The 22,405-nt window shown below is 45.2% G+C and carries 18 protein-coding genes and 1 pseudogene; 5 read left to right on the forward strand and 14 right to left on the reverse strand.

The window, feature by feature from the left end; translation table 11 throughout:
* Together BN6628_RS12765 and BN6628_RS12770 are read right to left on the reverse strand one after the other, a co-directional pair.
* Nucleotides 1-1,215, reverse strand: a complete 1,215-nt coding sequence (locus BN6628_RS12765; protein WP_068617958.1) for a macrolide family glycosyltransferase — start codon at nucleotides 1,213-1,215, stop codon at nucleotides 1-3.
* 6 nt (nucleotides 1,216-1,221) lie between these two features.
* On the reverse strand, nucleotides 1,222-2,679 hold the full coding sequence (locus BN6628_RS12770; RefSeq protein WP_068617959.1) for an MDR family MFS transporter: 1,458 nt from the start codon (nucleotides 2,677-2,679) through the stop codon (nucleotides 1,222-1,224).
* A gap of 179 nt (nucleotides 2,680-2,858) precedes the next feature.
* On the opposite strand from BN6628_RS12770, the gene BN6628_RS12775 reads away from it, so the two are divergent.
* Nucleotides 2,859-3,344 (forward strand): MarR family winged helix-turn-helix transcriptional regulator, encoded by a 486-nt coding sequence (locus BN6628_RS12775; RefSeq protein WP_068617961.1) that lies wholly within the window; start codon nucleotides 2,859-2,861, stop codon nucleotides 3,342-3,344.
* Nucleotides 3,345-3,559: 215 nt separating this feature from the next.
* Here BN6628_RS12775 and BN6628_RS12780 read toward each other — a convergent pair whose 3' ends face one another.
* The 8 genes from BN6628_RS12780 to BN6628_RS12810 form a co-directional block, all read right to left on the reverse strand.
* Complete coding sequence (locus BN6628_RS12780; RefSeq protein ID WP_068617965.1) at nucleotides 3,560-4,846, reverse strand: MFS transporter; 1,287 nt, start codon at nucleotides 4,844-4,846, stop codon at nucleotides 3,560-3,562.
* A gap of 224 nt (nucleotides 4,847-5,070) precedes the next feature.
* On the reverse strand, nucleotides 5,071-7,002 hold the full coding sequence (locus BN6628_RS12785) for a fructose-1,6-bisphosphatase (protein ID WP_068617967.1): 1,932 nt from the start codon (nucleotides 7,000-7,002) through the stop codon (nucleotides 5,071-5,073).
* A 326-nt stretch (nucleotides 7,003-7,328) separates the two neighbouring features.
* A complete protein-coding gene (locus tag BN6628_RS12790; RefSeq protein WP_068617969.1) occupies nucleotides 7,329-7,736 on the reverse strand; it encodes a cupin domain-containing protein in 408 nt (135 codons plus the stop codon).
* A gap of 49 nt (nucleotides 7,737-7,785) precedes the next feature.
* A complete protein-coding gene (locus BN6628_RS12795) occupies nucleotides 7,786-8,649 on the reverse strand; it encodes an aldo/keto reductase (protein ID WP_068617971.1) in 864 nt (287 codons plus the stop codon).
* 27 nt (nucleotides 8,650-8,676) lie between these two features.
* The gene (locus tag BN6628_RS26665) at nucleotides 8,677-8,883 is read right to left on the reverse strand and encodes a carboxymuconolactone decarboxylase family protein (protein WP_235847635.1); all 207 of its coding nucleotides are present in this window, start codon (nucleotides 8,881-8,883) and stop codon (nucleotides 8,677-8,679) included.
* A gap of 94 nt (nucleotides 8,884-8,977) precedes the next feature.
* A complete protein-coding gene (locus BN6628_RS26670) occupies nucleotides 8,978-9,430 on the reverse strand; it encodes a carboxymuconolactone decarboxylase family protein (RefSeq protein WP_235847636.1) in 453 nt (150 codons plus the stop codon).
* Between the two features lie 106 nt (nucleotides 9,431-9,536).
* Nucleotides 9,537-10,511, reverse strand: coding sequence for an aldo/keto reductase (locus BN6628_RS12805; protein WP_068617973.1), 975 nt, complete (start codon nucleotides 10,509-10,511; stop codon nucleotides 9,537-9,539).
* A 49-nt stretch (nucleotides 10,512-10,560) separates the two neighbouring features.
* Nucleotides 10,561-10,956: a DUF2255 family protein gene (locus BN6628_RS12810; protein WP_068617975.1), complete on the reverse strand. Its 396-nt coding sequence runs from the start codon at nucleotides 10,954-10,956 to the stop codon at nucleotides 10,561-10,563.
* A gap of 204 nt (nucleotides 10,957-11,160) precedes the next feature.
* On the opposite strand from BN6628_RS12810, the gene BN6628_RS12815 reads away from it, so the two are divergent.
* Entirely contained in the window at nucleotides 11,161-11,706 is a 546-nt protein-coding gene (locus tag BN6628_RS12815) for a TetR/AcrR family transcriptional regulator (RefSeq protein WP_068617977.1), read from the forward strand.
* A gap of 311 nt (nucleotides 11,707-12,017) precedes the next feature.
* On the opposite strand, the gene BN6628_RS12820 is transcribed toward BN6628_RS12815, so the two are convergent.
* Together BN6628_RS12820 and BN6628_RS12825 are read right to left on the reverse strand one after the other, a co-directional pair.
* Nucleotides 12,018-14,945 carry a cadherin-like beta sandwich domain-containing protein gene (locus BN6628_RS12820; RefSeq protein WP_068617979.1) on the reverse strand — a complete coding sequence of 976 codons (2,928 nt, stop codon included), beginning with the start codon at nucleotides 14,943-14,945 and terminating at the stop codon, nucleotides 12,018-12,020.
* A 291-nt stretch (nucleotides 14,946-15,236) separates the two neighbouring features.
* Nucleotides 15,237-17,513 (reverse strand): preprotein translocase subunit SecA, encoded by a 2,277-nt coding sequence (locus tag BN6628_RS12825; RefSeq protein WP_068617982.1) that lies wholly within the window; start codon nucleotides 17,511-17,513, stop codon nucleotides 15,237-15,239.
* 291 nt (nucleotides 17,514-17,804) lie between these two features.
* On the opposite strand from BN6628_RS12825, the pseudogene BN6628_RS25660 reads away from it, so the two are divergent.
* Both BN6628_RS25660 and BN6628_RS12835 read left to right on the forward strand, forming a co-directional pair.
* Nucleotides 17,805-18,008: pseudogene (locus BN6628_RS25660) on the forward strand (amidohydrolase family protein); the annotation flags it as partial.
* 384 nt (nucleotides 18,009-18,392) lie between these two features.
* Nucleotides 18,393-19,754, forward strand: a complete 1,362-nt coding sequence (locus BN6628_RS12835; RefSeq protein ID WP_068617987.1) for a DJ-1/PfpI family protein — start codon at nucleotides 18,393-18,395, stop codon at nucleotides 19,752-19,754.
* A 111-nt stretch (nucleotides 19,755-19,865) separates the two neighbouring features.
* Here BN6628_RS12835 and BN6628_RS12840 read toward each other — a convergent pair whose 3' ends face one another.
* A complete protein-coding gene (locus BN6628_RS12840) occupies nucleotides 19,866-20,174 on the reverse strand; it encodes a hypothetical protein (RefSeq protein ID WP_068617989.1) in 309 nt (102 codons plus the stop codon).
* A 52-nt stretch (nucleotides 20,175-20,226) separates the two neighbouring features.
* Nucleotides 20,227-21,081: a helix-turn-helix domain-containing protein gene (locus BN6628_RS12845; RefSeq protein WP_068617991.1), complete on the reverse strand. Its 855-nt coding sequence runs from the start codon at nucleotides 21,079-21,081 to the stop codon at nucleotides 20,227-20,229.
* Between the two features lie 106 nt (nucleotides 21,082-21,187).
* Between BN6628_RS12845 and BN6628_RS12850 the strand changes: the two genes are divergently transcribed.
* On the forward strand, nucleotides 21,188-22,348 hold the full coding sequence (locus tag BN6628_RS12850) for an epoxide hydrolase family protein (protein ID WP_068617993.1): 1,161 nt from the start codon (nucleotides 21,188-21,190) through the stop codon (nucleotides 22,346-22,348).
* The last annotated feature ends 57 nt before the right edge of the window (nucleotides 22,349-22,405 follow it).

Here is a 22,405-nt window from a genome sequence, read left to right on the forward strand (position 1 = left end):
TCACCCCTCAATACCTGTTTCTTTTTTCATCATAAAAATCTCATCAACCGCTTTTTTATAACCTCCGGCTGCTTTAAAGGAATCACTGATCTTGCTCATGTTCTCAAGGTAGCTTGAATCACTCATGACTTGTTCAATTGCATTTCTTAATATTTCAGGAGTAAGGGTCTGGGCATCAAGGTAAATTGCTGCTCCTAATTCTTCAGCCCGGCGGGCCATCTTCGGTTGATCTGCCCCCAGAGGAATCGCTGCAAAGGGCACCTGATGATACATCAGATCGCTGATTGTATTCATACCCGCATGGGTAATGGCCGCATTGGCAACCTTTAAGATTTCACATTGGGGGACGTAATTTCTGACGATAAAATGATCAGGGATCTCAAATTGCGTCAAATTCACATGATGAGCGGCCATTACAACAACCCCGTCCCAATCCGCAAAGCTTTTGAAAAATATATCATACAGAGTGAGGTTGGAACTGCTAAATACGGTACCAAGTGAGATATATAGGACCTGCTTTCCTGCTAATTTCTCAAAAGGAAAATCTAAATTTTCATTACGATCATAAACGGGAGGTCCGATAAACGTAAGCTTACCGTCAAAAAATTGTTCAAGAAACTCCCGGTCTGATTCAGAAATGAAATATTCCGATGTATAGACAAGGTTCATATCCCCCCGATTAAACAAGAGATGCATGATATTATCGGGCAAATTAACGGAATAAGCAGCTTCTAAGGTGCTGGAAGCCTCTTGATAGGAGCCAAGTATCTCTTGAAATGGTGCAATTTGATCATCGTCTTCCTCATGATGGTCATTTAGAATTTCTTTGAGTCCAGTAAACACGGGCCAAGTTGAAATAGAGGGGATTTGTAGAATTTTTGCTATCACACTGCCGAACGGAAAGGCCGCAGAATAAATCATATAATCAAATTTTACACCTGCAGTTTTGCTGAACATATCATCAACAATAGAAGTGCTTGCTTTGGCTATTCTACTAAGTGAATCAAGCAGCCCGCCCATCCCCTCCATTTTGAAAATGTTCAAATCTTCGTTATATTTTTGAAATATAGCTCCTGTTCGTTCCACCTTCTCTTTAAAATCTTCGGAAGAAAAATAAATCACCTTTTCACCGCGTCTGACTAGTTCGCTCACCAGCCCTAATGAAGGATTTACATGTCCATGTGAGGGAATGCTTAAAAAAAGTACATTTGCCATACGAAATCATCCTTTTTCAATTATTTTTTTGGATTTCACTTCAGACTTGCGTAAAAACAAGCTCATAATTACACCACAAATAGCTAGTATCATGGACAGGAAGAACGTATCACAGAATCCTGCTGCCATTGCCCCAACTTGTACTCCTGGCAAATCTGTATTGATCTGAGCCGTATGATTCTGGATATGGGTTGTTAAAAATCCCGACATAGCTGCAATAGCAAAGGAGCCAAAAACTTGTTGAACAGATGTGGTAAGCGGAGTAACTCTGCTTATAAATTTCTCGGGAGCAGATTTCAAAACATGCGTACTGAGTGGCATCGTTGCCAATCCCTGTCCAAGACCCATAATAGAGATGCAGCCGATCAACAGATACAGGTTGCTTGGTTCCTGAATTGCCGATAAACCTGCCAAAGCAGTCGTCAGCAATACAAGTCCTGCAAATACTACAGGCTTTACACCGTATCTATCAAACAATTTGCCGCCAATCACCATCCCGGTGAACGATAAAATAGCTTGAGGGATGACAACCAACCCTGATTCGAAGGGTGTAAATCCTTTAACTTGCTGCAAATATAACGGGATTAACAAAGATGATCCGGCTAATGCCATCCAGTTCAAGCAGGTTAAGATCACGCCTTTGCTGAATTCTCGAGAACGAAAGGAACGAAGTTCAAGCAGCGGCTCTTCTTTTCTGATTTCGACTAGGATGAAAATAACTAAAAGAATTAACCCCACAATGATAAAAATCATAGAGGAAGGATTGCCCCAATTCTCGCTTCCGCCAATATGCACACCATAAATCAAAGAAGAGAATGACAATGGAGCCAAAATGGCACCCGAAATATCCAATTTGATACGTTTTTCCACATTGGAATCTGGAAGGAATTTTGCACCCCAAGCAAGTGTAAATATACCGATAGGAACATTAATGAGAAAAATCCACTGCCAGTTCACATACTCTAAAAGCCATCCCGACAAGACAGGTCCTGCAATAGGAGCAATTAACATAGGCAGCCCTAATATCCCCATTACGGAACCTCTTTTATCTGGGGGAGCCAGCTTGAAGGAAAGCGCCATACTGATTGGAGCGATCATGCCTCCGCCTATTCCTTGCAGAATTCGAAACAAAATTAACTGCGAGGGTGTAACGGCAATTGCACATAGTACAGAGCAACCCGTAAAAAGGAAAATCGAGGTTAAGATCACTTTTTTTGCTGTAAAGCGGTCTGAAAACCAGCCTGCCAAAGGGATGACAGCAGATAAAGCAAGGGTATACCCACTAATCGCCCACTGTATCGTCTTTAGATCTGTTTGAAAGCTTTTTTCTAGATGAGGAATTGCTACATTCATGACGGTACTATCCAGCATGACGAGCAGCATTCCGGTTAAAATGGCTAATAATGCAGGCAATATGCTGCGAATTGAAAATTGTTCCTGGCGTGCGATGGTTTCATCTGCCATGATTGATCAATTCCTCCTTCAATTATGGTGGACCGGATAATTTAAATAACACCTCCCTGTACACAAGCCTTGGAATGAAGTAAAATGATAAATATGGAGTAAAGACATAATGAGTATACTCATCAATTTCGCGATATAGTGAGTATACTCTCTATTTAATTTAACGTCAAGGAGGATTTATGACTGATTTTGAAGCATCATCTGCCAATGGAGAGCTGTCCGCACATGACTTAATACACCTGCTGCTTAAAACGACTCATTATCTTCAGCAGCAATTCGAAAAAGGATTATTAGCCTACGGCATGCCAGATGAATTAACCGGTCCCAGACTACGCGTTCTGATGGAGATTTCCTCAGCCGGCAGCATAAGAATGAATGAACTTGCTAAGAAACTGGGGATTAAGGCTCGGACGGTTACCCAGTTTATCGATGCACTGGAGAAGGAGCATTTTATTGCGCGAAACCCCGATCCATCCGATCGTCGTGCTACCATCCTTCAGCTCACAGATCATGCAAAGCCTCATATTGAAAAGGCAGAAGAAGTCATGGTGGAAGTGTCGGAAAATTTACTTGAGCATCTTAGTAAGGAACAGCAAAATCAATTGCGTGATATTCTATTACACCTTGGTTCATCTGAGTTGCATTCAATTGACAGTACAAAATAAAAAGCTTCAATTTGAGATTATATAAAATGAACTTATGAAATTTACCCTATAGGGGCGCTGAGATCGGTATATTCTAAAGTTCGTTTTATATAGAGCAATAAATATCACCTCTACGTAAAAAATGGCCAACTCCTGTGAGTTGGCCATTTTTTTTGCCTGTATCCTGAAATTTTTGCTTGTTTTGTTCTTATGCTGAAGCAGGGTAAATTGTCCACTCAAGAAGCTGTAGACACATTATCATGTGCAGATTGGTCCCGGAAGGCTCGGAGGCTTAGCAAGCCTACCACGAGCGCCAGCATGGTCAGGCCGGCTGCGAACAGATAGAGATTTACGATCCCGAAGTATTCGGCAAGCCCTGCCATACCTAATAACGAAATGCAAAATACTAGATGCAAAAGTGAAGCTTGAGCAGATAACACCTTGGGCAGCAACAGTCTGGTTACGCTGCGCTGAATCAGGGTGCGCCGGTTTATAGCAGAGAGCTCTGCGAAAGGCCCCATCAATATGACAAAAATAAGAGCAATGGAGGGCTTCGTGTTGAGTGCGTAAAGTGCGGTTAGAACCCCGTAACCCGCCATGCCAATCATCATGGTTCCGAGATAGCGGTTACCGATGATCCGTGTTAGCGACAGTACCAACAGCCCTCCGCCAATTGTACCTGCAAAATAAGCGGCATTAATGAAGCCCCACCATTCTTCACCTTGTCCAAGTGCGACTTGAACGAATGCAAGTGTAAAGGCACCTACCCACACTGAACCACCGAGCATGTCGATGATATCCATAAACGTAAGCACCCGCAGGCGAGGCATTTTCCATATCATCTTCCAGCCCTCGGTTAGCCGATGCCATCTAGATGCACCTTGAGCCGATGTATCGTCAGACGGCACCGCGCTTAATCCCATGCCTTCGACTTCCGAATTCGTGGGTTCTCTAACGCCCAGTGTGAATACCGCCGCCAAGCCATAAATGGCAACCGTGAACAGCAAAGTGTGGCCGGCTCCCATAAATGCAACCACTACGCCGCTTAGTCCCCAACCCGCGAATTGTACAACCTGATCACTGACGCTAAGCAGTCCGTTGGCTTTAAGCAGCCCTTGCTCATGCGTCACCAGACGCGGAATAAGCGCATTTCGAGCCGGGGTAGTCCACCCGTCAAGAAAGGACATCACGAATACGAGCGCAAAGACCAAAACAAGCGATGAGGCCTCTCCATTAAGCTGCAAATAAATGGCCAGGCAAACGAACAGCAGGAATTGCCCCACTTGTGATAACAAAAGAAGTTTGGTTAACTTAAAGCGATTGATCAATAGAGGTGCAATCAGACTGCTCAGCATTTGGGCTCCGCTGCGCATCAGCGGCATCAGCGCTGCCGATACGAGAGAGTCAGTACGGTCGAGTACCAGCACCGTAAGCGCCATAATGTAAAGTACATCAGCTGCGTTCGCAGCGGTTTGGGTTGTCCACAGGAAATAAAAAGGGCGAGTCAAATATGATGACTTCATAACAAGTCTGTTCTCCGTTCTAATTGATTTACATTATTAACTAAGTGCTAGAATTGTTAACAAAACATGGCAGTCAAAATTAAATTACTTCAATTAGAACGGTTTGACAAGAAGAAACGGGATACCAGTAAGGTAATTGGATCTTAATATGACATAAAAAGATAGCCGACTCTATTGAGTTGGCTATCTTTTTAGCTCTCCAGAATTATTTCATTTCAGCTGTTTCATTTCATGTAGCGATATTCCAGGAGATCCTTCAAATTTGAGATCTTCTGCTGCAGCTCCTCCCCGATATTCGTTTCCCTTACCAGCTTTCGCTCCAGTTCTTTGTCCACCAGCCTTTTTACAGATAAGACGTCCGTTCCGTTACATAACACATCTTCTTTTGATTTAAATTTATTATGGGCGACGAGCTGCATGCCAAAGGAATTATACAACAAGGTATAGCCGGCAATTCCCGTTGTGGATTGATAAGCTTTGGAAAAACCGCCGTCAATGACGATCATTTTCCCATTCGCTTTAATCGGGTTCTCTCCACGAATTTCTTTAACTGGTGTATGGCCGTTAATGATATGTCCATGATCCGGATTCAAGTCAAACTCCAACAGAATTTTCCGGCAGATCTCTTCATTTTCACGTAAATGATAATAAGGGTTCTTTCTCTCCTTATGGGTTTCTTTATCTTGGATAAAATACCGTTCAAAGGTGGTCATTTCTCTCTTTCCAAAGAGCGAGGAACGTTCCCCTGTCCAGATGTACCATACCATATCCGTAGCCAGATCATCCGTCTCTTCCGGATGCGCAAAGGCATAACGCAAATAATATTCAAAAACATCGATCAGCCGACGGCCTGAATATGTCTTGCCTTCAATCTGCATCTCTTCCATGTTTCCTTCCTCATCCAAAGGAATACAGCCGTGGATTAACAGATTGCCGTTGTATTTTAAATAAAAGCTGCCTTTCTTCATAAGAAAATTCATATGTCTGGCCAGTTTTTCGGAATGCTGAACGGAGAACAGCAGCTTCTCCATCACCTGCTGTTCTTCCTCCAGCAATTGTTCAGGCTGCTGCGGATTAACGGTCCTGAAGCAGGTGTTTTCCAGCGGATAAGTTTTTCCGCCGATCTTGATTTCATTTTTGTCGTAATCGATCTTCTCAAGCAAAACCCTCTCAGACATATTAAAGTAAGGCCGTCTCTTGATAATCGGGATTTCAAGTTTGAATTGGATCATGGCAATGGCTTGATGAATTTTGGTAATCTGCAGGATTTCCTGTTCTGATAAATTATGGCCGGCTTGCAGCTTTGGCCTGAAAGCCGGATTGTCATCATAATATTGCTCCGCTAAGTTCAGCAGCGGACGAAGATTAATTCCATACACATCTTCGATGATGTCCAGATTGTCGTATCTGGCACAGATTCGGATAATGTTCGCAAGGCAGACCAGGGAGCCTGCATAAGCGCCGATCCACAGAACATCATGGTTCCCCCACTGGATGTCTACAGAATGGTAGCTGATCAGCGTGTCCATAATTTTATCGGGGTCAGGGCCACGGTCATAGATATCTCCGACCACATGAAGATGGTCAACCACCAAGCGCTGGGTCGTATAAGCAAGACCAATAATAAGCTTATCCACCTGGCCCAGAGAGATAATTTGCCGGTATATTTCCTCATAATAAGGATCCTTATTGGTGGTCGAATCCGTCTTGTATAGAAGCTCTTCTACAATATATACAAACTGCTCCGGCAGAGCTTTGCGCAACTTCGAACGTGTATATTTGGAAGAAGCATAAGAAACGAGTTTAAGCATATGTTCAATCGTTTGTCTATACCATCGGTTCAAGGCTTGCTTATTGCACAGCTCTGTTTTAACCAGCTGTATCTTTTCTTCTGGATAATAAACCAACGCCGCAAAATCATTGATTTCATCCTCTGTCCAAACATCACGGAATAAATCTTTGATTTTCTCTTTCACATTGCCCGAACCGTTTCTTAGCACATGCTGAAAAGCATGAAACTCCCCGTGCAAATCGCTGACAAAGTGCTCAGTTCCTTTGGGGAGATTGGAGATCGCTTCAAGGTTGATGATCTCTGTTATGACTTTTTCTTCCGTATCATATTTGTGGGCCAATAAATCTAAAAACTGCGCATCCAAAACAGGTGTCCCCCTTCAAGGAAATATGGTAATGTATATACCTATTTAGCGAATTTGAAACATATCCCCTTCTGCGGCCTTTTACCAGGGGCCTGTTATGATAATCCAAAGTGATATGTATTTCCATTCAGGGTGTCCGAAATACCGCAAATTTGATCAACTCTTCACCTGTATAATTAACAAAAAAAACAAAATTATTTATGTGAAGGTACCAAAAACTAGATTAGGTAGAAGTGAACGGCGCATATTCTAGTCCATCGGTTCTAACAAAAATATCATTCGTTACAACAAAAAAGCCGCAGTTACGCGGCTGTTAAGATCTTTTATTATAAATTGTTGTAATACTCATCCGTTACGGGTTCTAACCATTCCGGTTTACCTGCAGTGATCGCAATATGTTCAAACCAGCTGTCTTTTGCTGCACCATGCCAGTGTTTTACACCATCATGGGTAACAATAACATCACCGGCTTTTAGGAACTGGGCAGCTTTTCCTTCTTCCTGGTACCAGCCTTCGCCGCCGGTTACCAATAGAAGCTGAAATCCATTATGATGGATATGCCAATTATTCCGGCATCCCGGTTCAAAGGTTACGTTCCCAACTCCAACGTTAACGTTAGGATCGGCAACCAACGTCTGTAGATAACTTTGTCGCACAAAATATTGTGCAAAAGCTTCATTCTTCTCCCCCACAGGGAAAATCACGCCGTTTCTTACCTCTTCGTGTTTTGCCATTTTGGCTCCTCCTTTAAACATCGTTATGATCAGCAGCCTCTGGCCCTCCTTATTTTAATTTCCCGCCAAATACCGGAAAGAAGCTATGCTCGCCATAATCTTGGATGGGCTCAATATTCTTCAATTTTTCCATATCTGCGTCGCCGATAACAAAGTCAAGCTCTGCATTGTTTCTCATGTGATCTGGATTTGCCGTCTTCGGAAGTACGACAAGACCAAGCTGGACATCATATCGAAGGCAAAGCTGAGCAACAGATACTCCATACTTGTCGGCCATGATCCTAACCTCTGCATGATCAAGGATTGCACCGTGTGCAATGGGCGAATATGCTTCCACCAGGATGTCATTCTTCTGGCAGAATTCAATAAGCTCCAATGGCGTATTGCCCACATGTGCCAAGATCTGATTGACCATAGGCTTGATCTCACAGCTGGCAAGTATATTCTCTACATCATCCTGAAGGAAGTTGGAAAGGCCGATGGCCTTAACCTTGCCAGTCCTATAAGCATCCTCCATCGCTTTCCATACTTCTTTGTTCTCTTCGAAGTAACGGTTCTCCTCGCGAAACTCCTTCCAAGGCTGTGGGCTGTGGATAATCAGAAGGTCAATATATTCCAGTCCCAATTTGGCTAATGAGTCATGAATAGACTGCGTAACTGTATCATAGTTCTTTGCTTCTGCGGCAACCTTTGTCATAATGAACAGTTCTTCTCTTGCGACACCACAGGAACGGATTGCTTCGCCTACACCAGCTTCATTCATATAAGCCTGAGCCGTATCAATATGACGGTATCCAAGAGATACCGCATCACGTACGGCCTGAGCTGCTTGTTCATTATCCAGCAGCCAGGTACCAAGACCTAATTTGGGAACTTCAATACCATTTGCTAATTTATAAGTTTCTCTAAACATGTTGTTGTCTCCTTTGTTTTGCACTTCCTATTCCGGAATGATTTCATTTACGCAACTCAATGCGTTTAATGTTCTCGGAAAGCCAATATAAGGGAGGCAATGCGTGATAGCGGTAATCATCATTTCTTTGTTGTTACCGACATTTAGGTTACCCTGCACATGTGCTTTGACTTGATTTTCTGCACCCCCGAGTGCGCTTAGGATGCACAGAGTCAGCAACTCCCGTGTTTTCAAATCGAGACCTCCTCGGGTATAGAAGTCGCCGAAACAGAAGGCGGAAAGATAATCTTGAATATGCTTTTGATTGTCTGGGGCATTTCCCCGATTTTTAGAAATAATGTCCCCCGAATATCTTCACCTGCACGGCAAGTCCCTTGTCAAACCGCGTCTCTTCTTCAACCTGCTTCTGACTCTCAAGAGGTAATTCGATATTTCTCGCTTTGAAAACGTCGTTGACCTCCGTAATGGCATTCAGCGTTTTAGGAAAGCCGATGTAAGGCGCGCACTGATACACTGCTTCCTTGATCTCGGTTGGCATAACTCCGATGTTCAGGGCGGCATGCACATGTGCCTTGAGCTGTGGCAAGGTTTGATTGGTTGCAAGCACGACCAGGGTAATCAGCTCGCGTAGTTTATCGTCCAGGTTCCCCTGATAAAAAACCTCCCCGAAAATGAAGCGGCTAAGAATGTCCTGAAAATCAGGATCGGTAGCGTATGCCGCTGATACCCCATCGCCAAATAGTTTATTATAAGTGACTTGACTCTTCTCAATTCGATCCATAACGAAGCTCCTTTGTATATTTTCCAAGTATGTTCATTTATTCTTCCCTCTAATATGAGTGCAATGGGATCAATTCACGCAAGCTCTACTACTAACGTACGGTCACTTAAAAATGCCCAACGACTCGGTGCGGTACATACGGTTCTTCCAAAAACGCAATTTCTTCTGACGTTAGTCGGATGGAAAGAGCAGCAACCGCTTCTTCGAGCTGGGATATTTTTGTCGCACCAACAATTGGAGAAGTTACTGGCTCTTTATGGAGAAGCCACGAAATTGCGATGTGAGCCCGGCGAACGCCATGTTTCTCTGCGAGACTCGCTACCCGGTCTACCACCAACTGATCTGCATCTGCTGTTGCATCGTATTTTTGTTTGGCAATTTCATCGGTCTCGGCACGAGGCGTGGTTTTTTCTCGAGCCAATCTTCCTCCTGCGAGCGGACTATAAGGAATGACCCCGATTTTCTCTTGCTTGCAAAGCGGCAGCATCTCACGCTCCTCTTCACGGTAAATGAGGTTTAAATGATTTTGCATCGAGACAAAACGAGTCCACCCGTTTTTTTCGGCTACATGTAACGCCTTCTGAAACTGCCATGCCCACATGGCAGAAGCACCGATGTAACGCGCTTTACCGGCCTTGACTACATCGTGAAGAGCCTCCATCGTCTCTTCGATTGGGGTCTCTGCATCCCAACGATGAATTTGGTACAAATCCACATAGTCGGTTTTCAGTCTCTTGAGGCTCTTATCGATTTCACTCATGATCGCTTTACGGGAAAGTCCGGCGCCGTTGGGACCTTGATGCATTCGCCCATGGATTTTGGTTGCGATGACAATTTCGTCACGGTTTGCGTATTCCTTTAATGCACTACCGACAATCTCCTCACTTGTTCCTTCAGCATAAACATTCGCTGTATCAAAAAAATTGATTCCCAGCTCCAAAGCTTTTTTGATGATCGGGCGTGCCCGTTCTTCATCAAGAACCCACCGATGATGGCCTTTCGACGCGTCACCAAAGCCCATACATCCAAGACAAAGCCGGGATACATCCAGGCCGGTATTTCCTAGTTTCGTATAATCCATGATTTTCCCTCCTGTTCTTTTCCTGACGCATATCAAACGAGCTGATTCATCAACGTAAATCAGTATTGGTTTCGCGCGGCACAACCTTAACTGTCGCTGAACGGGCTCGCGTACTGATCATCGAGTTGAGATATGGACTGCCCTTGTATTTTGCGCGATACGCATCATTGATGAGGTTGCCGATCTCGTCGCCATCAACCAGTTCAAATGCGACCTCCTTTGTCATGCCAGCCACCGTGATTCGTCCCGCCTTCTGCTGTACTGCTGCCTGGTACCATCGGGAATTCTGCCCGTTGTAGGCGCGTACATAGAGTGAGTCTCCAACAACAACGGACCAAATCCAGGTCGGTGTACCATAGGTAACTCCGTCTTCACGGAAAGGAGAGATATGAAGATCATCGGACTCAGCAATTTTGTTCAATTCTTCTTTAGACCACGTTCTCATGAATGGGCTCCTCCTTAGAACTTGATATTAAGCATCTAATCAAAAACTTGTATATTCGAAATGAACATTGATTGTTTAATCAACTCGTGTTTATAATTTTATACAGAAACTATATGCTTACAATGGTCATTTCCTTGCAATCTGTGCGTTACTCAACAAATTATTTGAAATTGCCGATTATTTTAAGGTGGAGGACTTTTAAACATGACTAAAGTGGATCGAAGGGTACTCAAATCCCAAGAAGCCATCAAGAAGGCCATTCTCGAACTGATGACAGAAAAAAACTTTGATGATATCACCATCCGGGATATTTCCGACAGGGCAAATGTGAATCGAGGCACGATATATTTGCACTATTTGGATAAATATGACCTGCTGGATAAGATTATTGAAGAACACATCAATAATCTTAGTGAGCTTTGCCGATCTGCATCTGAAATGAGCTTTCAAGTAGGAAATTATATCTGGTTCGAATATTTTGCAGAGCATCATCTGTTTTTTTCAATTATGTTAACCACGAAAAGTGCAGCTCATTTTCGCAGCCGGTTCCTTGACTTAGTCGTCCAAGAGTATGAGGTTGAAGTCGATGTAACCGAAGGGAAAAATCAAGGCTTAGATAAAGAAGTTATCCTACAATTTTTTGGTGCAGCCGTAGTAGGAGCCGTTGAGTGGTGGTTCAGGAATGGAATGTCTGTTCCCCCCCGTGTCATAGCAGAACAGACAGGGATTTTGTTAGATCGCAACCTTTAACTCGGTGACTCAAGAAAATCCTCAATTTAAAAAATCGATAGCCTATTAACCGGATTGGTTACCTCAACAGGCTTCGATGGGAATAACAAAATCACCCGTAATTCATGTTGAAATATGTGAATGACGGGTGGTTTTCTTAGTAAGGACTGCAGCTTGTCTGTAATTCAAGATTTGCCAACCAAGATGTCCTCTTAATGAATGCAATATGAACGGAGCATGAATAAAGGTCCCCTTCCCGATTGCACCGCCACGCACAAAAAAGAGGACGGAACTCTTCGTCCCGTCCTGAACCATTATGAAATTTCCAAGATTCAATTGATGAAGTTCGCCTTTTCTAACATGCGCTGCACGATAGCGGCAGTCTCCGCTCGGGTAATTTCCTTCTTTGGAAGCAGTGCGGCACTGGAGCCATCAACAATTCCATTTTTGATTACGGCTGCGACCGCTGCTTTGGCCCACCCATCTACTGCTGCCCTGTCGGAAAATGGCTGAAGCAAAGTATCCCCCTCAGGGCCATCTACCTTCGTTGTCATTCCCATTATCTTCATCGCTCGCTCGATCATGACCATCGCTTCCTGGCGGGAGATCGTCTGCAACGGACGGAATGTTCCGTCTTCATAACCGTTGATCATTCCGTATCCCTTGGCTTGAGCCACTGCCCCGACAAACCAATCGCCGCTCTTCACGTCTCCGAATGGAGAGATTGAGCCATTATCAGGTAATCCCAAAGCCCTCACTACAATGGCAGCGAACTCTGCCCGCGTGATGGTCGCATCCGGTCGATAATGGGACGAATCCTCACCGGTAACAATCATCCGTGAACCCATGTCGTTTACTGCACTTTGAGCCCAATGTCCCTCGACATCTGCAAAAGCTGCCGGATGCCAGATCAAGGCATACGTGCTGTTGGTTAAACTTTTTACTACAGCGTAGGATCTTCCATCGTGAGAAGTAACATAAGTGGGGACATGACGGGTCGTTCCATTTTCATTGAGAACAATGGCTGTTGTAATCTTGCTCGTGTCCACTCCATTCGGAATCGGAATTTCTCGTTCCACGTAGGAGCTGAATTTATCAAAATTTACGGTCTGATTATTGTATGAAGCGGTAACCGCAAAATCCACCGGAGGTGCGACAACAGTAAAACTCTCCTTGCCAGCTGTTTCCTCCATGAGTCGGACCATGTTTGTATTGCTTTTCGAAATGCTCACACGTACGGTGATATCCTTCAGCTCGGTTTGCCCGCCCCATTGCTTAGATAATGAGTCGATCAATAGCTCGGATGCCGGCAGCATATAGTTTCCATTCGGTGTCTGGATTTCCAGTGCAGCCTGCTTATTCTCCAGAAGCTTCACGGCTTCGCCTGATAACACGGAGTCTACGCGATCTACGGTTGAGGTGATACGGAGAACGATGGTCCCCTTAAGTCCCACTAAGGAATCTAATTTAGATTTATCCAGTTCAGCCGTAAGGACAGTCTGATTGTTTAGGTTCGTGGTGGTTACTTTAGCCGCATCTTTCTGCTGGGTGCCATTGATAGTAAGCTCCCAGCTGGCGCTCGCTACAGGGGGAACCTCATTAACGGTAGAAACGGTCGGTGAACCAGAAGATGAAGAACCCGATGAATCGGATGCCCTTGTTACTGCAATCGAATACGTTTTGGTTGTAGCATCTCGAGCGGTTACAATCACCTGGATCAAATTCATCCCTACGTCTAGATGAAGTGCTCTACTTGCTTGTCCACTGTCGACTTTTTCTCCATTTACCTTGATCGAAGCATGGGGCTCATAGACACTCGCCGTTACCGATAGGCTGGAGACCCGGTACGGTACATAGGAAGTGTAGCTCGCCTTACTAGGGGAGAAGGCCGGACTTAGCTCTCCTTCCGATAGTGACAATCCGCTTAGGTCGGCATTGCTCGACAGGCTCTCCCGGGTTACGTTGATGTTATACGTGTTTTGCGAGCCGTCTTGTGCAGTCACTACAATCCGAATCGGATTCTCGCCAGCTCTCAAGCTTGCATTATAGGTAACCACACTGCCCAATTCAGAATGATATACCGCTCCGGATACCGAGAGGGTCTCATTTAAATCGGATTTTGTTAACAAGAGATTCAGATTGCTGGCTGTATTCGGCAAAGCGACCGAATAATTCAGAATTGACGGTTTAAACGCTGGCGTAAGCGAGCCTTGATCAATCGAGATATTGTCTAAGGCTGCGTTGCTCGATGCGGTACGAGTAACGGTCAAGGTATAGGTTTTCGTGCTGCCGTCCTGGGCTGTTACCACCAGCTTGATTTCGTTCGATCCCACGTTCAGATTCACCGCCGTGGGAGCGCCGCCGGTGACCACGCCGCCATTCACCGTCACGGTGGCGCTGCTGTCTGCCAAAGATGGTGTCACATTTATGCTATGGACCGCATTTGCAACATTTGCGGTATAACTTGTCTTACCACTTGCAAATTCCGGTGACAACACTGCACCTTGATCTAGCGTTAATCCACTTAAGTCGGCGTTGCTTGATTTGGCACGGTTGACAACAATCTGGTACAAGCTGCTCTTCGAGGCATCCGCCGATGTAACGTTCACTTGAATTGTATTGGAGCCGACCTCCAGTGTTATCGGTCCATATGGAGCACCGCTTGCTGTGCTCGCATGATTGACGGTCACCGCAGCCGAACTGTCGCCTAAAATCGGCGTCAATGAAAGACTATTCGTCGTATAAGGTACATCCATCGTGTACTCCATCGTCCCGGGTGCAAATCCGGGATTTAAAGTTCCTGAAGATACAACCAATCCTCTTAATGATGAATCATTCGGAAAGGCACGGTTCAGATTGAACCGGTATGTCTTCGTTGTCGCAGAGTCCGATGAAGTGACCTTGAGGTCGAACGTATTATGACCGTATTGGATGCCAAGATTGCCTGTTGACGTCCAAGAGAGTAGATTTACCCAGCCTCCGCCGTTTAACGAATACTGCATGGTTGCACTGGGGTCGGCCGTCTTAAAAGCGGAATAGTAATTATCCGTTGAACTGCCTAAATAAGCCGTGTAGCTGGTTATACCTGGGTCGAACGCAGTAGTATAAATTTCTCCCCTGAAGACTTCCGATAAATCGGCATTTCCGGCTGCACTAGCCTTGCTTCCGGCGGCTGTTATCACCGGTAAAAGCACGAACACAGCTAGGCCGATCATCGTCATGATCCGGCTTAGCAGGTACTTATGACGTACGTTTTTCATCACATTCCTCCATTATTCTCATCACTTTGGTGGTCATTTCTACCATTATAACACACAGCCTAGACCTAATAGACTAGACTCTGCCTCGCTATCTTCCTAACTATTTACTAAGCCATTTCTAACACGTTGCTCTCTCCTACTCTCATACCGTTCATTGAAATTAAATCTGTAAAATAAGAAATTGGATAAAGAAAAAAAGCAGCTGCCGAAGCAATCTGCTCTTGTATCGTAAGCCTTAAATTTGATCTTCTTATCGTTATAAATTTACCAGACCATTTTTGACTGTCCCGTTCAAAGTTTTGACCATCCGAACACCGGCTGCAAAGTCTTGCGAATCCAAAAAGCAAATACGGTCATTGCGCCCCATGAGCTGCGCTTATTCTGGATGTACTGATCGTTGATAATATAGGTTCGAGTGGAAGAAGGGCTCTTCAGACCGAACTTTTCCCACTCCGCGGGATCATTCGAACCTCCAAGCTTTACAAGCATTTTTGCCGTCTCGCTATTTATTTTAGCTGGAATTTGCTCGTACGCTTGGGTAATTTGCGCATGAAATTCGTCGATTGGATTGCGGCTGGCAAGGCTCTCCAAGTGGATGCCTTCGCGAAGGTAAGAAACGTATGCCAGGTGGTCAGCCCAGAACTCATCGATATAAAAAAGCCGTACCCGCTGCTCTGAAAGGCTCATCGGCTTCTCGCCTTTCAAAATTCTGAGCCGCTCCGCGTATAGAATTCGCCTCTGATCTTCCACCATATCCGAATAACAGTTCAGTTCCTGTTGGATATCGAAGTTTTGGCCCATAATAACGCGCTGAATATGCGCGATCTTGCTGCGGAGCACGGGCTCTTCGAGAGCCTCATCCTGCCTGGGAGCGCGAAACGCTTTATTGATGCCGAACCGAAGCAGCAACTCGTCCTCCAAGCTTACGAAGAATATGGAAGCTCCCGGGTCGCCTTGGCGGCCAGAACGCCCGCGAAGCTGGTCGTCGATCCGCACGCTTTCGTTCACATGTGTGCCAATCACGTACAACCCGCCCAGCTTGGTGACAAGTTCAGCTTGCGTGCGGTCGCCGCCGCCGAGCCGAATGTCGACACCTCGCCCCGCCATATTCGTAGACACCGTTACGGCACCGATTTCTCCCGCTTTGGCGATGATCTCCGCTTCTTCTGCATCGTTTTTCGCATTCAAAACGTGGCAGGGCACGCCTATAACGGCTAGCGCTTCCGCCAGCATGCCAGACTCCTCGACGCTTGACGTCCCAATGAGAATTGGACGCCCCGTTGCGTGGACAGAGGATATTTCTTGTACTAATGCTTTAAGTTTTGCTTCTTTATGAGTATAAATCCGATGCGGATGGTCAATCCGTATGTTTGGCCGGTTCGGTGGGATTTGTACAACCTGAAGCTGATAGATAGCTTCGAATTCCATTGCGGAAGCGTGCGCGGTAGCCGTCATTCCGCAAATTTTCGGATACAGACTTATGAAGTGCTGAAGGGTGATCGTGCCGAGAATTTTCCCGCCGGCTAAGGACTGCAGCCCTTCTTTGGCCGCAAGCGCGGCTTGCAGCCCCTCCGGCAAATATCTGTTCTCCGCCACGCGCCCGGTATATTCTTCGATCAGCTCAATTTTACCGTCCCGGACGATGTAATCGACGTCTTTTTTTAGCAGCAATTCCACATGCAGCGCGCAGTTTAATGAGGTTAACAAATGACTATTATGGCTATCGTACAAATTGCCGCATCCCAGCAGCTCCTCCGCTTTCGCTGAGCCTGCTTCATTCAAGTACACGTTCCGCTGGAACTCGTCGAAGTCGTAATACTCCTCTTCCACAAGCTGCCGAGCCACTTCTGCGAAACGAATCCGATCCTCGCTGGAAGTGTCCGACTCGCCGGTGATGACCAGCGGAACCCTAGCTTCATCGAGAAGCAGTGAATCTGCTTCGTCAACGATGACGTAGTGGAAAGGACGATGCACAGTATCGGCTTCGGTCAAGGCGATTGTGTCACGCAAATAATCGAAACCCGACTCTTTGGCCGTAACATAAGTTATATCTGAGGCGTACGCTTCCCGTTTCTCGGATAGGCTCATGCCCGCTTGAACCGAGTTTACTGTTAACCCGAGGAAGCGATAGATCGGCCCCATCCACTTTGCATCCCGGTTTGCCAAATAATCGTTAAACGTCAACACATGAACGCCTTTGCCGGTCAGTGCATTTAGATAAGCGGGCATCACAGCAGAGAGCGTTTTTCCTTCACCGGTATGCTGCTCGATCAACATTCGGTCGTGCAGAGCGATGGCAGCCATGATCTGGACATCATAAGGCTGTAATCCGAGCTTTCTTTTCGCTGCCTCGCAGACTAACGCATAAGCATCAATAAGCAGCTCATCCAAAGCTGTACCCGACTTTGCTTCTTTTTGCAGCCGGAGGGATTCTGCTTGAAGCTGCCCGTCATCCCATGCTTCCAAATTCCGTTTCCTGATCAGCTCCACTTTGTCCTGATAGACTTTCAGCCTTTTCTGAGTATCGCGGTCCTTGAATTTTTGCATCAAATTGACAGCTGAATTCATCGAACTTAAATCCCTCCTAGGTTGGAATAGGCGATTCTATAGTGGCTAAAAGTATAATCAAACTCTATAACAATAGCAAGTTTTGGAATAAAAGGAGAATTCCTTGTGTTTCAATTCATAGGGGATCGTCTTTTTTATATGCGCTCATTGATTTTGACCAACAAATTCATTCTTTAAGACTTGCTTCTCCTCGTCGGTAAGGGCTTGAACGATCTCTTCCTTCACCTTTCGGAATGAATCTTGAAAGTCTTCAATCAGTTCAATCGCTTTAGGCAATACATATATATTTTTCTGCCGGTAAAGGCTGGATTCTCTCCGATCGAAGCTCTTCAGTCGGCTACTTCCAAACCGGCCCGCTGCTTTGGTCTTCACGATCGCGGCCGTATTATGGAAGGTACTCGCGCTGACCTTGTTCTCGTAGATGGTGATCCGACCACTAATATTTCGGATTCCTTATCGATCAAATCCGTATGGTTGAACGGTTCGCAGCAATAGGTTAATCAGACTTAATCATATATAAAGCCGAAAACAAGGGCGCATTGGAGTGCCCTTGTTTTGCATATTCGGCTCATATTTTAAAAACCGGCAAAGGATCAAGCCCTTTTTGCACTCTTTATTCCAGCATTGCTGATATTCTGAAATAGTAATAGTTGCGTCCAGACAAATTGAATAGTCCCATCGAGTCATATTCAAAAAAGATTCGGTCAGCTATGATGATAAAGTAGCGACATGCCGATATCCGCAAATAAACCTTGACTGGACTTAAGTCTAGGGAAATAACCGCCTTCGGAAGGTTTTTACAGTTACCTTTATCTATTATCCTTTAATTGAGAAAGTTAATAACAAATATTTACTTACTTATTAAAGGAGAGATTAATTTTGAAAAAAGTATGGCGTTTCATCGCATACGTGTGCGTTACGATCTTGGTAGTAGGAGGAACCGGAGGGATCGGCTATATGAGTACGATGCAGGAGTCTATGTCGGTTTACGATAAGCCGGTTCCTGCTTCTATACAAAATGTCCAGGCTCCTGCATATGATTCCAATAAGCCTACAGTAGCCGTTATGTTGGCGAATGAGGTGACCGAGGTGTTCGATTTCCTCGTACCGTACGAAATGTTCTCTATGACCGGCTCATACAATGTGTATGCGGCTGCGCCCGACAAAAACGTCAAATCTTTGACAGGTGGTCTTGATATCGTGCCCCATTATACTTTTGATGAATTAGATCAATTGACGGGCAAAGGTCCGGATATTATTGTCATTCCTTTCATGCCGATTTTGGATGAAGCGAAATACAAGCCTGTCCGCGATTGGATTAGGAAACACTCAGGTAAGGAAACGACATTACTGTCCATCTGTAATGGTGCCGAGAACCTGGCTGACACCGGCGTACTGGATGGAAAATCTGCAGCAACGCATTGGGGAGATATCAGCAGGTTGGAAAAGAAATATACCGAGGTTACTTGGAAGAGAGACCAGCGTTACGTGGCGGACGGCAATTTGGTCTCGTCTGCAGGCCTGACCTCGGGAATCGATGCAACCCTATACGTCATCTCCCGGCAAATGGGAGAGCCGACGGCTAAGAAAGTGGCGAAGGAAATGAATTATCCTTCGTACCATTTTGTTCAGCATCCGCAAATGGAGCCGTTCACTGCCGGATTGAGCGATGTCGTCTATATTCTAAACAACGCATTTCAATGGAGCAAGAAGAAAGACGGAATCTTGTTATATAACGGTGCGGACGAACTCATGTTATCCTCTGCTTTTGACACATATGGAGCTTCCGGAACAACGACAACCATAACGGTATCAAGTAAACGCGATCCGGTCGTGACCCGGCACGGTCTGAATCTTGTTGCCCGATACCAAATTGCGGATGCTCCGAAACTCGACAGAATGATTTTCGTTGGCCCGAACGTGAAGACGGTCGCTGCGGGTGATATACAAAACTGGACCGAAAACGGTGGTGGGGCTGAACAGCTTTACCTGCACACCGACTCACCCGAGCGATTCGCGATGGAACCAGCGTTTGAAGATCTGGCCAGACAGGAAGACATTCTGACGGCGAAATTCGCCGCCAAGCGGCTCGAGTACCGTGCCACAGGTCACTTTAAACTTGAAGGAGCCCCTTTTTCATACGAAGCGTTCGGCATTCCGATCGGTGTCAGCATGTTGTCTCTGTTCGTCCTTTATTTAGCGGACAGACGTTTCTTAAGAAGAAAGAACATTTCTAAATAAGGTTTGCAGACAGAGGCATACAAGGCCTCTCCCTTCATGTGTCTTTAAGGGAGAGGCCTTGTTGTCATTTAACTTTCGGTTGAGGTTATTCCAATTTGAGGTTCGCTGGATCTACCCTTCCACAATATCTGCCCGAAGGTCTGTTGCAATTTCGATCATGAGGGGCACGATTTCTTGATGGGAGACGGCTACATACAAATCCCCCATATAGTGTCTGAATGGAATAAGGGCTTCCCCATGCTTCCACATAAAGAAATCCCCTTCTATAGACATGGTGCTCTCCTCCCCTTTCATGGTCAGCACCGTCTGATAAGTAAAATCAGCCTTGGATGAGAAATAAACTTGGCATTCTTCCAATGAAATCTCTGAATCACTAGTGTCTGGCTGCATGGATCTCGTAATTCGAAAGCGTTGATTCATAAATATCCTCCAAAATTAAATTGACCTTGTATTCCCCATAATCTTATGAATTCTATTGGGCCGCGGCGGACTTACGGCTGATATTCCTAAACGTTGTAGGTGAGATCCCTTTTTTAGCCGTAAATTGCTTGATCAAGTATGTATCATACTCAAATCCGGTAGCGCATGCAATCTCATCAAGCTTCATGCCAGTGTGAGTTAACAGTTCACATGCAACCTTCAAACGATGTGAAAGCAAGTAACCTATTGCTGTGTTTCCGCATCGTTCCTGAAACAGCTTATTAAGAGTTACACGATTTAAATGAGCGCAATTTGTCAGATCCTGCAAAAATATCTTTCTGGAATAGTTCGTGTGTATATATTCCAGCACCGCATCAACCGGTGATTGTTCGCTATTCCGATGCAAATCCTCCAGCAAACCCAATATTTGAATGAGGTACTTTTTTATTCTGCATACCCACCGCGCATCACTTTGGGCCTGCACTTCCGTACCTAATATAAAATACCATTCAAATAAAAGCGGATATGCTTTCTCTGTGATACGGGGCACAGCTATATAAGGATCATCTCTTTGAAAAAGTGAAAGACCTGTTCGTATTCTCAGACCTGCCGCCAAGTAGTCCTCCGTTTCGGAAAGGGATATGGTGTTCAGAAAATCGGGATGAAAACGAAAGGACTGTTCGGCAACGTCTTGTTTCTCCATTATTATGAGATCATCATCTTCGGCCAAGCAAAGAAAACCGGGAGCGGAAATGGATATAGGTCGTTCGTTTAATGTTCCGTTTATGCTTCCTGTCGTAATGAGAACAAGAGTGAGACGTTCAGGATAAGGAAGGACTCTAAAATCCTCCACTGCGGTAAATTCAATATTAACGGGTCGGCCTTTGTATCGGTCTATTTGTGGCATAGCCATCACCTATCAAATCTTATAGTTAGATGCTTCACTTATGCCAGTGTATCACACATGTGTCCAAGATATAATGGCGATGTAACACCAAAAGGAGGGAACTACGATGCCTATTGAACGTTTTCATATTCATGTTTCCGATGATATTCTTGACGATCTCAAATACAGACTGCATCACATTCGTTGGCCGGATCAAGTAGAGAATGCGGAATGGGAACAAGGCACAGAATTAAGTTACTTAAAGTCGCTCGTTTCGTATTGGAAGGACCATTATGATTGGCGCGCCCAAGAATCCAAGTTAAACCGCTTGTCCCAGTTTCGCTGCAATATCTATGGCATAGATGTACACTTTGTACATGAGCGTGGTAAAGGCCCAAACCCATTGCCTATTATTCTTACCCACGGATGGCCCGACAGCTACCTTCGCTACCAAAAGATTATCCCCCTGCTTACGGATCCGGCCAGCTACGGAGGTAGCCCTGAGGATTCTTTTGACGTGATAGTTCCTTCATTACCTGGATTTGGATTCTCAAGTCCCCCCAAACAACCTGGGGTTAATAATTATCACGTCTCTGAAATGTGGGCCAAGCTAATGACAGAAGAATTAGGCTACAAAAGATTTGCTGCAGCAGGTGGGGATATTGGTTCCGGTGTTACAAGATACCTGGCATCAAACCATCCAGAATTGGTATTCGGAATTCACCTGACCGATATCGGCATTATAAGAAACCTCCTGACTTCATCTGATCAGGCAAATCTTTCCGAGGATGAACTGCAATACAAGAAGAACGCTTCGGAATGGATTGCGCAAGAAGGAGGTTATATGTCCCTTCAATCTACACGGCCCCAAAGCCTTGCTTATGGACTTTCCGATTCACCGGCAGGATTGGCTGGCTGGATCATTGAAAAATACCGCGCGTGGAGTGATTGTAATGGCAATCTGCAGAATAGATTCAACAAGGATGAACTAATCACGCATATTATGATTTATTGGGTTACAAATACATTTGGATCATCGGCGCGAATGTACTATGAGAATTCCCACTCTTTACCGCCCTTGGACTATATAGAGGTACCAACAGCCGTCGCATTGTTCCCTGCGGATATCTTGTTGCCGCCCAAGGAATGGGCTGCGCGTAATCTAAATATAGTTCGCTGGACTTCGTTCCCAAGCGGCGGACATTTTACTGCTATGGAAGAGCCCGAGCTTTTAGCTCAGGATATTCGTGCTTTCTACAAGTCTTTTAGAATGAACAATAATCATTAATATTCATCAAGATCGAGTCAGTAATCTCCTTCCTAACGAACCCGTAGGATAGACACT

This window comes from Paenibacillus tuaregi, from assembly GCF_900086655.1.
GTDB lineage: Bacteria > Bacillota > Bacilli > Paenibacillales > Paenibacillaceae > Fontibacillus > Fontibacillus tuaregi.